The sequence below is a fragment of the Loktanella sp. DSM 29012 genome (genome assembly GCF_900110705.1).
Lineage (GTDB): Bacteria > Pseudomonadota > Alphaproteobacteria > Rhodobacterales > Rhodobacteraceae > Loktanella > Loktanella gaetbuli.
This window is the reverse complement of the sequence record NZ_FOEJ01000001.1, coordinates 830826-842730: the sequence shown is the minus strand read 5'-3', so window position 1 is coordinate 842730 and position 11905 is coordinate 830826. Positions and strand designations below refer to the sequence as shown.

At 65.0% G+C, this 11905-nt stretch carries 12 protein-coding genes; 6 read left to right on the top strand and 6 right to left on the bottom strand.

All coding sequences use genetic code 11. The features are described from left to right. The first annotated feature begins 79 nt into the window (after positions 1–79). Positions 80–1192, top strand: coding sequence for a THUMP domain-containing class I SAM-dependent RNA methyltransferase (locus BMX27_RS04195; RefSeq protein ID WP_090158591.1), 1113 nt, complete (start codon positions 80–82; stop codon positions 1190–1192). Here BMX27_RS04195 and BMX27_RS04190 read toward each other — a convergent pair. From BMX27_RS04190 to BMX27_RS04170, 5 genes are read right to left on the bottom strand one after another with little or no spacing between them, the layout of a single operon-like run. Further along, positions 1161–1649, bottom strand: a complete 489-nt coding sequence (locus tag BMX27_RS04190) for a gluconokinase (RefSeq protein ID WP_090158590.1) — start codon at positions 1647–1649, stop codon at positions 1161–1163. The two genes, BMX27_RS04195 and BMX27_RS04190, sit on opposite strands and share 32 nt — an antisense overlap. After that, positions 1646–2701, bottom strand: coding sequence for a molybdenum ABC transporter ATP-binding protein (gene modC / locus BMX27_RS04185; protein ID WP_090158589.1), 1056 nt, complete (start codon positions 2699–2701; stop codon positions 1646–1648). Before modC ends, BMX27_RS04190 begins: the two co-directional genes overlap by 4 nt. Next, the gene (gene modB, locus BMX27_RS04180; protein WP_090158588.1) at positions 2698–3393 is read right to left on the bottom strand and encodes a molybdate ABC transporter permease subunit; all 696 of its coding nucleotides are present in this window, start codon (positions 3391–3393) and stop codon (positions 2698–2700) included. Before modB ends, modC begins: the two co-directional genes overlap by 4 nt. Next, positions 3390–4127, bottom strand: a complete 738-nt coding sequence (modA, locus tag BMX27_RS04175; protein ID WP_090158587.1) for a molybdate ABC transporter substrate-binding protein — start codon at positions 4125–4127, stop codon at positions 3390–3392. Before modA ends, modB begins: the two co-directional genes overlap by 4 nt. A gap of 42 nt (positions 4128–4169) precedes the next feature. Beyond that, a complete protein-coding gene (locus tag BMX27_RS04170) occupies positions 4170–5291 on the bottom strand; it encodes an acetoin utilization protein AcuC (RefSeq protein WP_090158586.1) in 1122 nt (373 codons plus the stop codon). Between the two features lie 108 nt (positions 5292–5399). Here BMX27_RS04170 and BMX27_RS04165 point away from each other — a divergent pair, with 108 nt between their 5' ends. The 5 genes from BMX27_RS04165 to ptsP all read left to right on the top strand — a co-directional run bounded on the left by BMX27_RS04165 (position 5400) and on the right by ptsP (position 11084). Further along, positions 5400–5786, top strand: coding sequence for a DUF1178 family protein (locus BMX27_RS04165; RefSeq protein ID WP_090158749.1), 387 nt, complete (start codon positions 5400–5402; stop codon positions 5784–5786). A gap of 12 nt (positions 5787–5798) precedes the next feature. After that, positions 5799–6446 (top strand): SDR family oxidoreductase, encoded by a 648-nt coding sequence (locus BMX27_RS04160; RefSeq protein WP_090158585.1) that lies wholly within the window; start codon positions 5799–5801, stop codon positions 6444–6446. Between the two features lie 69 nt (positions 6447–6515). After that, positions 6516–7754 carry an aspartate kinase gene (locus BMX27_RS04155; RefSeq protein WP_090158584.1) on the top strand — a complete coding sequence of 413 codons (1239 nt, stop codon included), beginning with the start codon at positions 6516–6518 and terminating at the stop codon, positions 7752–7754. A 125-nt stretch (positions 7755–7879) separates the two neighbouring features. Further along, complete coding sequence (locus BMX27_RS04150; protein ID WP_090158583.1) at positions 7880–8704, top strand: class I SAM-dependent methyltransferase; 825 nt, start codon at positions 7880–7882, stop codon at positions 8702–8704. Between the two features lie 136 nt (positions 8705–8840). After that, positions 8841–11084, top strand: coding sequence for a phosphoenolpyruvate--protein phosphotransferase (ptsP, locus tag BMX27_RS04145; RefSeq protein ID WP_090158582.1), 2244 nt, complete (start codon positions 8841–8843; stop codon positions 11082–11084). Here ptsP and BMX27_RS04140 read toward each other — a convergent pair. Further along, positions 11081–11869, bottom strand: coding sequence for an EcsC family protein (locus tag BMX27_RS04140; RefSeq protein ID WP_090158581.1), 789 nt, complete (start codon positions 11867–11869; stop codon positions 11081–11083). The two genes, ptsP and BMX27_RS04140, sit on opposite strands and share 4 nt — an antisense overlap. Between the last annotated feature and the right edge of the window lie 36 nt (positions 11870–11905).

The following is an 11905-nucleotide window of genomic DNA, read 5'->3' as shown; positions in this document are numbered from 1 at the left end:
GAAACATCACGGAATCGACATATATCCCGCCCGCCGCTTTGCCCTATGCGGGGCGGCGCGGGCGGGTTAGGGCCTGTGCATGACAGATCACCGCTTTGAAATATTCCTCTCTGCCCCGCCCGGGCTTGAACACGCCGTCCGGGCCGAGGCCCGCGCCGCAGGCTTTGCCGATGCCGTCACCGTGCCGGGTGGCGTGACGTTTCAGGGCGATTGGACCGACGTCTGGCGCGCGAACCTTGACTTGCGCGGCACGGGTCGCGTGCTGGTGCGGATCGGGTCGTTTCTGGCGTTTCACCTCGCGCAGTTGGACAAGCGCGCGCGCAAATTTCCCTGGTCTGACTATCTGCGCCCCGACGTTCCTGTCCGGGTCGAAGTTGCAACCGACAAACGGTCCAAGATCTACCACGGCCGCGCCGCGACCCAACGCATCGAAACCGCCCTGAAAGAAGAGCTGGGCACCACCATTTCCGCCGATGCGCCGGTTACGCTCAAGGTGCGGATTGCCGACAACACCGTCACCTTCAGCATCGATACCAGCGGCGAGAGCCTGCACAAACGCGGGCACAAGGAATGGGTCGGCAAGGCCCCGATGCGCGAAACGCTGGCGGCGCTGTTCCTGGCGGAATGCGGCTACACGGGAACAGAGTCGGTCGTGGACCCGATGTGCGGCTCAGGGACATTCGTGATCGAGGCGGCGGAAATCGCCGCTGGCCTGCAACCGGGCCGCAGCAGGGAATTCGCGTTTCAGCACTTGGCAACCTACGACCCCGGAGCATTCGCCGCGCTGAAACGTGATCCGGTCACAGCGCATGGTCTGCAATTCTACGGCTCTGACCGCGATACGGGTGCTGTCGCAATGGCGGCCAAAAACGCCGCCCGCGCTGGTGTCGGGGATCAGACCGCATTCACCCACCATGCTGTCAGCGACCTGCAACGCCCCGACGGGCCGCCGGGGCTGGTCATCGTGAATCCGCCTTACGGTGCGCGGATCGGGAACAAGAAACTGCTCTACCCGCTTTACGGGGCCTTGGGCAAAACGCTGCTGGACCGGTTCAGCGGCTGGCGCGTCGGTATCGTCACCAGCGAGGCGTCACTGGCCAGCGCGACCGGCCTGCCGTTCACCCCGACGCGGATTATCGTGCCGCATGGCGGCCTGCGCATCACGCTGCATCGCACAGACCCGTTGCCATGATCGCGGCCAAGACCTGATCGGGTGTCGCGTCGATATCCACCGTCACGGCGTGTTCGTCGCTGCCGGGTGGTTCCAGCGCCTCGCACTGGCTGTCCAACAAATCCGCTGGCATGAAATGATCGGGCCGCGATGACACACGGTCCAGCAGCACCGCCCTATCGCCTGCCAGATGGACAAAACAAACCGTACCTGCGGCAGCCCTGATCCGGTCGCGATAGATGCGTTTCAGCGCCGAACAGGCGATGACCCGATCACAGGCGGCTAGCGCCTCTCCCACCGCATCCAGCCAGGGTGCGCGGTCGGCATCGTTCAATGGCTTGCCATCCGACATCTTGGCAATGTTTGCGGGGGGATGCAGGTCGTCGCCGTCCAGAAACGGCAGGCCGATTTCATCGGCCAGCATCTCGCCGATCAGGCTCTTGCCGCAGCCGGATACCCCCATGACGATGATCTTCATGGCGCGTCCCCTGTTCCCACGTCTGCCGCCGCGATGGCCGTCGCCTTGAGGATGGCATGCACCTCTTGTCCGACGCGCAGTCCCATTGCGCGGGCGGACCGGCGGGTGATCCGCGCGAGCAAGCGGTCGGTGCCACAGGTCAGCGACACGGCAACGCCCGGTCCCTGCCCCTCGATCAGCGTGGCGATCCGACAGGTCAACACGTTCAGCGCACTGATTCCGATGGGGGCCTGCGTCGACAGGATCACATCCTGCGCCGGAACTCGCAGACGGACCTGCGCGCCCAAGGCCCCCAACCGTCCCGGCAAGGTCAGCGTGGCAGAGGACAGCGCGACCTGCGTCAGGTCATCGTCCGCGTCAAAGGCCTGCACGCGCCCGGTCAGCACCGCACCCGCGTCGCGCACACCGACCAGTGGAACGGCCTGTGGATCCGACAGCACCTCTGCCACCGGGCCCGCGCGGACCACGCGGCCTGCGTCCATGATGACAAGGGTGCGGGACAGACGGGCGACCTCTGACATGTCGTGACTGACATAGAGGATCGGAACCTGCGACCGATCCCGCAGACGTTCGAGATAGCCCATCACCTCTGCCTTGCGCGGGGTGTCGAGGGCTGCGAGCGGTTCATCCATCAACAGCAGTTGCGGGTTGCTCATCAGCGCACGGCCGAGGGCCACGCGGGATGTTTCACCACCCGACAGTTTTGCAGGGCGGCGGTCCAGCAACGCACCCAGCCCCAGCATGTCGATCACGGCGTCCCGGTCATGGGTACCGCCATAGGCAAGGTTTTGGGCCACACTCAGATGCGGGAAAAGCCGCGCATCCTGAAAGACATAGCCGATCCGCCGCCGCCGGACCGGCACCTGTGTCAGGTCCGTCCCGTCGATGCGCACATGGCCCGCGTCGGGTCGCAGCAATCCGGCGACGACGTTGATCAGACTGGTTTTGCCGGATCCGGACCGACCAAAGATCGCGGTGATTCCGCCGGGTGCCGCAAACTGAGCATCCAGCGAGAAATCGCCCAACCGTTTTTGAACCGCGACGTCAATCATCCTCTGATCCGCCGTTGCATCCGGCGCGACAGCGCCTCGGCCAACGCCAATGTGCCCAGCGCCAAAACGATGGAGATGGTCACCAGAACCGCAACCGCCCCATCGCTGCCCGGCACCTGCAATAGCCCGTAGATCGCCGTCGGGATTGTTTGCGTCTGGCCGGGGATCGCGGCGACGAATGTGATGGTGGCACCGAATTCGCCCAGCGCCTTGGCAAAGCCCAGCACCGCCCCTGCCAGCACGGCCGGACCGATCAGCGGCAGGGTTACGGTTGCGAAAATGCGGGTGCGGCTGGCGCCGAGGGTCGCAGCGGCATCCTCGAGCCCGGGATCGACGGCCTCAAACCCTAAACGGATCGCGCGGACCACCAAGGGAAACGCCATGATTGCAGCGGCGAGTGCGGCCCCCGTCCAGCGGAACGCCAGCGTGACGCCCAGCGTGTCGCGCAACCAGCCGCCGATGGGACCCTGGGTGCCGAACAGGATCAGCAGCAGATAGCCCGTGACGACGGGCGGCAGCACCAGCGGCAGATGCACCAATCCATTCAGCAGGCCCCGCCCCCAGAATTGTTTGCGCGCCAGCAACCATGCGACGGCAATGGCCAGCGGCAGGCTGCACAGTGTGGCGACTGCGGCGATGCGCAGTGACAGCAGGACAGCCCCCCAGGTGGCTGGATCAAGGCCCAGCGTCAAGGCTGGCCCGCGGGCAGGAACCCGGCCCCGATAAAGGCGGTCAGACCCTGGGGTGACTGCAACGCAAGCAAGAGAGCCTGTGCTGCATCCTCGTGTTCACCCCGGACAACCGCGGCCTGATACAGGATCGGTGCGTGGCTACCTTGCGGGAAACGGGCAACCACCTTGAGCGTCGGTTCAACCCGCGCATCCGTGGCATAGACGAGGCCGAGTGGTGCCTCGCCGCGTGCGACGAGGGCCAGCGCGCTGCGCACGGAATCGGTTTCGGCAAGGCGGTTTGAAACGGCGTCCCAGAGGTCGAGCGATATGAGTGCCTGACGTCCGTAGATCCCTGCCGGAACCGATGCCGTGAGGCCAATGGCAAGGCGTCCATCGGGGCCGAGGGCATCGGTCAACGCGCCGGGGGTCAGGTCCAGTGCAGGCGTTTCTTGCGGCGCGACAAGGACGATTTCGTTCGACAGCAGGTCCACGCGGCTGCCGGGCACCAGCGCGTCGTCCTGTTCCAGCGCGTCCATCCAGTCGGGATGGGCAAGGACCACCAGATCGGCTGGCGCGCCTGCCATGACCTGCCGCGCCAGCGTGCCGCTGCCTGCGTAGGTCACTGTCACATCCGGCTGGGTCAGGGCGATCTGGTCCAGCGGCTCTTTGAGGCTGGCGGCGGCAAAGACGGTGACGCCCTGCGCCGCGGTCAGACCGGGCAGAAGCGACAGGAGCAAGGCAAAGAGGTATTTCATGCGGCGACTATCCTGTCTGTCCGGCACGGGGGCAAGGTGGCATCACGCCCAAGCCCGTAGCCGCCCGGTCAACAGCGCTGCGGCATCGCGGGTTTGGGCGTGAACCGGCGCATGACGCGGTGCGTCGCGCAGCGTGGTGATCCAGTGGTCCGGCGGCATTTTGACCCTGCGCTGCCCTTCCCACCGCAAGGCGGACAGGACGTTTTGCGCCGCGATTGGCAGGGTGTCGGGGATGGCGTGACCATTCAGGATCGCCCAATTCCCTGTCCATAGCCGGCCAACCGACCACGGGTTGTACCCACCGCCGCCCAACACCATAAGACGCGGCGCAAGTGATTTGATCGCCCGCAACACGTCCCAATGCGCGTTGTTCGACAGCGACAGGCGCGATTGCGGGTCCTCATCCACCGCGTCGGCCCCGCATTGCAGGACGATGGCGTCGGGGCGAAAGGCGGTCAACGCGGGGAGAATGACGGCGTCGCGCACCAATGCCATGTCGTCGTCGCGCGCGCCGCGCGGCAGGGGGACGTTGAACAGATTGCCCGCGCCTGTGTCGTCCAGCGCGCCGGTGCGCGGCCAGCGACCATCCTCATGCGTGGAAATCAGCAGCGTGTCGGGGTCATCGCGGAATGCATGGTCGACCCCGTCGCAGTGATGTGCGTCGATGTCGATATAGGCGACCCGGCGCGCGCCGCTGCGCCGGACCGACTGGATGCCCAGCACCGGATCGTTGAGATAGCAGAACCCGCCCGCCCGGTCGGGAAACCCGTGGTGCGTGCCGCCTGCGGGCGTGAACACGGTGCCGCCGTCGCGCAACAGCTCTCCGGCCAGCATGGCGGCCCCGGCAGAGGTGGCGGGCCTGCGCCACATTTCGGGGAATACCGGGTTGTTGGATGTGCCCAGCGCATGACGGGCGCGGACAGCATCGGTGACGGATTGGTCACGCTCTGCCTGTTGCAGGGCTGCGATGTATTCGGGCGTATGAAAGGACAGCAAGGCGGCGGGTTTGGCGCGCGGAGAGTTCAGGTATTGATCGGCGGGCAACCACCCCATTGCGCGGCACATGTCCATCACCGTGGACACGCGTGGCACCCGCAGCGGGTGGAACGGTCCGTAGGACGAATGGCGGTAGATCTCGGACCCGATGAAAACTGGCGGCTGCATGTGGCCTAACCTAGTGGCGCAAGGTCAGATCGCCACCATCGCACGACAGGCATTTGCATGCGACGCCGGACGGCTTAGATGAATGTCATCACACAAGGGACCGCGCCGGTGATCCGTTACAGTCTGATATGCGACAATGACCACAGCTTTGACAGTTGGTTTGCCAATGCGCAGGCCTATGACAGCCTGTCCCGTTCCGGGCATCTGTCCTGTGCGACCTGTGGATCGACCCGCGTCAAAAAGGCGCTGATGGCACCCAAGGTGCAAGCCAAGATCAGTGACCCTGCCCCGCTGGAAAAGCTGCGCAAACATGTCGAGAGCACGGCGACCTATGTCGGTGGATCATTCGCCAAGGAAGCCCGTGCGCAACACGACGGCAGCGCCCCCGAACGCCCTATCTACGGCGAGGCGACGGGTGAAGAGGTCCGCGCATTGATCGCAGACGAGGTGCCGGTCCTGCCGCTGCCGTTCCGGTCGCGCAAATCAACCAACTGAAGGAACGACGCCATGACCACATTGATCACGGGGGCCAATCGCGGCATCGGACGTGCCTTGCTGGATGCCATGCTGGCGGACGGGCGGGATGTTCTGGGCACGCATCGCGACGCAGCAGACGGACCGTTCCTGCAGCTGGATGTGACCGACCCGGACAGCCAGTGCGATCTGGCGGGCACGCTGGGTGACCGTGGGCTGGATCTGCTGGTGTGCAACGCGGGCGTGCTGCTGGACGGCGATGAGGCGCTGGATCACGGATATAGGCCTGACATCTGGGCGCAGTCCTTTGCGGTGAATGTCATGGGTGTCTTTCTGACGGTGCAGGCCGTGCTGCCGCACCTGCGCCGGGTGGGCGGCAAGATCGCGATCATTTCGTCGCAACTGGGGTCGAACACGCTGGCCACCGGGGACCGCTATGCCTACCGCGCGTCCAAGGCGGCGGCGCTGAACCTGGGGCGCAATCTGGCGCATGACCTGGCCCCCGAGGGGATCGCCGTCGGCGTCTATCACCCCGGTTGGGTGCAGACAGACATGGGCGGGGCCACGGCGGCAATCACGCCAGAGGAATCCGCTACCGGGTTGATCAGACGCTTTGCCGCGCTGTCGCTGGACACAACGGGCGAATTTCTGACCTGGGACGGGCAAACCCACCCGCTTTGACGGCGATACGCATTGCCCTTGGGCCGGTGCTGGCTTAAAGCGCCTGTCGGAACAGAATGGGGACCAATCATGCCCACCCTCGTGATGAAATTCGGCGGCACTTCGGTCGCGAACCTCGACCGCATCGCGCGGGCGTCCAAACGCGTGGCACTCGAGGTGGCCAATGGCTATAACGTGATCGTCGTTGTCTCGGCGATGTCTGGCAAGACGAACGAGCTGGTGGGCTGGGTCAACGAAACCTCGCCACTATATGACGCACGCGAATACGATGCGGTCGTGTCGTCGGGCGAAAACGTTACCGCCGGTCTGATGGCGCTGCGGTTGCAGGAAATGGATATTCCTGCACGGTCGTGGCAAGGCTGGCAGGTGCCGGTGCAGACCACATCCGCGCATGCCAACGCCCGGATCGAGGCGATCCCGACCGACAACATCGAGGCGAAATTCGCCGACGGCATGAAGGTCGCGGTCGTCGCCGGGTTCCAGGGCATAAGCCCCGAAGGCCGGATCACCACACTGGGGCGTGGCGGGTCGGACACCACTGCTGTCGCATTTGCCGCCGCATTCGGTGCCGAACGCTGCGATATCTACACGGACGTGGACGGCGTCTATACCACCGACCCGCGCATCACGAGCAAGGCGCGCAAACTGGACCGCATCGCGTTCGAGGAGATGCTGGAACTGGCCTCCCTGGGGGCCAAGGTGTTGCAGACCCGTTCGGTCGAACTGGCGATGCGCTACCGCGTGAAACTGCGGGTGCTGTCCAGTTTCGAGGAACCATCAGATCAAGCGGGCACGCTGGTGTGCGCCGAGGAGGACATCATGGAAAACAACGTCGTGGCCGGTGTGGCCTATTCCCGTGACGAGGCAAAGATGACCCTGATTTCGGTCGCTGACCGCCCCGGCATCGCCGCCGCCATCTTTGGCCCGCTGGCCGACGCCGGTGTGAACGTCGACATGATCGTGCAGAACATCTCGGAGGAAGGGCGCACGGACATGACGTTCTCTTGTCCCTTTGACCAGGTGAAACGCGCACAAAAGGCGATGGAAGACGCCAAGGCATCAGGGTCGATCAATTTCCACGATCTGGTCGCAGACGAAGGCGTCGCCAAGGTCAGCATCGTGGGCATCGGCATGCGGTCCCACGCTGGTGTCGCGGCCAAGATGTTCGAGACGCTGCGCGACGAAGGCATCAACATCAAGGTCATCACGACCTCGGAAATCAAGGTCAGCGTGCTGATCGACCGCAAATACATGGAACTGGCCGTGCAGGCGCTGCACGATGCGTTCGAGCTGGAAAAAGCCGCCTGATCCATCAGCGCCGGATTTGCAGATGACGCGTCGCGATCGGGGGATCGCGGCGCGTTTTTCTTTGCCTTGCGCCGTGTGATCGGCGACGCTGCCGCAAAACGGATCAGTAACAGGCGGGGGGCGGCATGCCGAACGGCCGATCGGAAAAACCCAGCGCGCTGACGCAGGTGGTCACCCGTGACGTGCTGGCGTTGCTGGAGGGGGTGCCTGACGCTGGACGGCTGGAGCAGGCACTGCGGCATCTGGCGAAATGGCGCGCAAGGTTGATCCAGAACACGCTGACCGCCCGTGAGGGATGCAACGTGCTGTCCGGTCCCTTCGAGGGTCTGATCTATGACACCCAAGCAACCGAAGGCGCAGGCGTGGCGCGGTTGATCGGGTGCTACGAGGCATCGCTTGCACCGGTTTTCGAGCAGATCATCGCACAGTCCTATCCGCTGGTCGTCGACGTGGGCTGTGCAGAGGGTTATTACGCCATAGGCCTTGCGCGGCGGATGCCCGATACGCGAGTCATGGCCTGCGACAGCAATCCAGGTGCACGGGCCGCCTGCGCGGCGCTGGCCCGTCGCAACGGGGTCGACGGGCGGGTCACGGTTCATGGCACGCTGGACCATGCCGACCTTGCGGTCTGTGCAGACCAGCGCACGCTGATCCTGTGCGATATCGAAGGGGCCGAGGCGGTGCTGCTGGACCCCGCACGGGCCCCGGCGCTGACCCATGCCGATATCCTGGTCGAGGTGCACGATTGTTTCACCCCCGGCCTGTCAGACGAGATGACGCAGCGTTTCGCCCCGACCCACAGCGTGGAGCGGATCGGGCGCAGCGCTGACACGGCCGCCCTGCCCGACTGGATGGAACAGCTGTCAGACCTTGATCGTCTGTTGTGCCTGTGGGAATGGCGCATGGGTCCGACGCCCTGGCTGTGGATGCAGTCGCGCGATCCGCGATGATACAACTGCCCGTTCACCGTTCCCCGACGGACGGATTCGCCCAAAGCGCTGGCACAGACTGGATGCACCGGACCTTTGACCTTCCCCCGCCCCCACGCAATCGCCTATAGGTGGTCCGAATTTGTTTGGGGGCTGCATGCCGGAGCGCGTTGAATCAGAGAGCCGCAAGCTGCTGGAACGGTTGCGTCATGCGCTGGCCGAGGGTGGCGAGGGACAGGAACGGCTGGACAAGATCGTTGGTCTGATCGCCAGTTCGATGCAGACCGAGGTCTGTTCGATCTATCTGTTCCGGGACAACGAGACACTGGAACTGTGCGCCACACAGGGTCTGGCCGAGGAATCCGTGCACAAGACCCGGCTGCGGCTGGGCGAGGGTCTGGTCGGTCGGGTCGCCCGAACGCGGCGGGTCATCAATGCCGCCGACGCCCCCAGCGCGCGCGGTTTCCGCTATATGCCCGAAACCGGCGAAGAACGGTATTCGTCGTTCTGCGGCGTGCCTATTCAGCGGCTGGGCGATGCGCTGGGCGTGCTGGTCGTGCAGTCCAAGGACGCCCGCGAATTCAGTGCCGACGAGGTTTACGCGCTGGAAGTCGTGGCCATGGTGCTGGCCGAGATGACCGAACTGGGCGCATTCATCGGTGAAGGTGCGGCCCTGTCCGCACGGCACCAGAACCCGGTGCTGTTCCGCGGGTCGATCGCACAAGAGGGCGCGTCGTCGGGCAATGTGTTCCTGCACGAGGCACGGGTCGTGGTCACCAACCCGATCTCGGACGATCCCGATCTGGAATTGCAGCGTCTGCGCGACGCGGTCGAGGAACTGCGATCCTCGGTCGATGCGCTGTTGTCGGGCAGTCGGCAAATGACCACTGACCAGCTGGAGATTTTCGAGGCCTACCGCATGTTCGCCAATTCGCGCAGCTGGATGCGCCGGATGGAGGCCGACATCAGCAACGGCCTGACCGCCGAGGCCGCGGTGGAAAAGGAACAATCGCTGGCCCGCACGCGGCTGAACCAGGCCGGCGACGCCTATATGCGCGAACGGCTGAACGATCTGGACGACCTGTCGAACCGCCTGCTGCGCATCCTGACGGGACAGGGCAAGGACACGGGTGCTGACATGCCCGACAATCCGATCCTGGTGGCGCGCAACATCGGCCCCGGAGAGCTGCTGGACTACGGCAAGAAACTGCGCGGCATCGTGCTGGAAGAAGGCTCTGTCGGCAGCCACGCCACGGTTGTCGCCCGCGCCTGGGCGATCCCGCTGGTCATCAATGCCAAGGGCATCACCACCGAGGCGCTGAACGGCGACCCAATTCTGGTGGACGGCGATCAGGGCGTCGTGCACCTGCGCCCTGACGAAGCCGTGCACGCCGCGTTCCGCGACAAGCTGGCGATGCAGACGCGCGCCCAAGAGCGCTATGCGTCGATCCGGGACGAACCAGCGCTGACGCAATGCGGCACGAAACTGGGACTCTACATGAACGCGGGCCTGCTCGCGGACCTGCCGTCACTCGAAGGGTCGGGTGCCCTGGGTGTGGGTCTGTTCCGCACGGAGCTGCAATTCCTGATCCGCAGCCACATGCCCAAGCGGTCAGAGCTGTCGGCACTGTATGCGCGGGTGATGAAGGCCTCGGGTGGCAAACCGATTGCATTCCGGACGCTGGATATCGGGTCGGACAAGGTCCTGCCCTACATGAAACCCAACGACGAGCCCAACCCCGCGATGGGCTGGCGTGCGATCAGGGTCGGTCTGGACAAGCCGGGCATCCTGCGGATGCAGCTACAGGCGCTGGTGCGGGCCGCAAACGGCGGGCCGCTGACGGTCATGTTCCCGTTCATCACGCTGCTGTCGGAATACCGCGCAGCACGCGCCGAACTGGACAAGGTGCTGGCCCGCGAAAAGATCCTGGGCAACCCCCTGCCCGCGCCGCTGAACGTCGGTGCCATGCTGGAAACGCCGTCGCTGGGGTTCGCCCCGGATGCATTTTTCCAGGAGGTCGATTTCATCTCGGTCGGTGGCAACGACCTGAAACAGTTTTTCTATGCCGCTGATCGCGAAAACGAACGGGTGCGGCGTCGTTATGACACGCTGAACCACAGTTTCCTGACGTTCCTGCAAATGGTCGTCAAACGCTGCGCCGATGCGGGCACCCACCTGTCGTTCTGCGGCGAGGATGCGGGCCGCCCGCTGGAGGCGATCTGCCTCGCGGCTTGCGGGTTCCGGTCCCTGTCGATGCGGCCTGCATCGGTCGGCCCCGTGAAACACCTGCTGCGCCGTGTCGATCTGAACGAGGTGCGGGCCGTCATGGATGACGCTTGGGCCAAGGGCGATCTGTCCGCACGCGACGCCGTCAGCGGCTATCTGAAAAGCCGGCTTTAGGCGGTTTTGGCGGGTGGGCGCGCGTCGCTGAGTGTGGCGTGGAACAGGGTCAGCACCGCGTCTTCGCCGTGGCGGCGCGACAGTTGGCGCAGGCCGAAATGCACATGGGCCATTTCGACGAAATACTGGGTAAAGGCGTAATTGGTCCCGGCCCCGGCAGCAGCCCCCAGGATCGGGACGGCCTGTGTCGCCAGTTTCTGCGTCAGCAGGGTCGCGAAACGCGGGGCGACGCGCCCGATCAGGCTATGCACCGCGGCCCCCGTCAGCCCCAGCCGCGCCCCGATAAAGGCGGTGTCGATGCTTTCGCCCTGGGCGCTGCCGGCACCAAAGACAGCCAGACAATCCATGCGGGTCTGCATGCTGGTCGGGTCCTCACCGTACTGCGCCGCGACGCCCTGCACCGCACGAAAGATCATCGTGGTGGCCACGGGCAATTCCGCCAGCGCCGTGGGCAACCCGCCAAAGCCGCCGATGGCCCCGGACAGGGTCGCCATCGCCTTGTGGGCGGCATCGGATTGGACGGCCTGACCGGCGGCCCCTTCGCGTGATCTGGCGGCAATGTCGAAACTGCGTTCCAGTGCCGCGCGCACGGCGGTGTCGATCTGGCCGCGCGCGCCGGCAGGCAACAGTTTGAGCGTATCATCCACCTGCCCGCCCACGAAATTGATCGCCCGCATCATCAGGCCATTGGCCCGGCGCTGGCGGTGCGCCAAGGCGCGAATACGGTCCTCGACCTCGGCGGTGAGGGGCAGGTGATCGTCTGTCGTGGGATCGGGGTTGGTCATGTCAGCCTCCGCAGCGCTGTCACAAAGATATGCGTG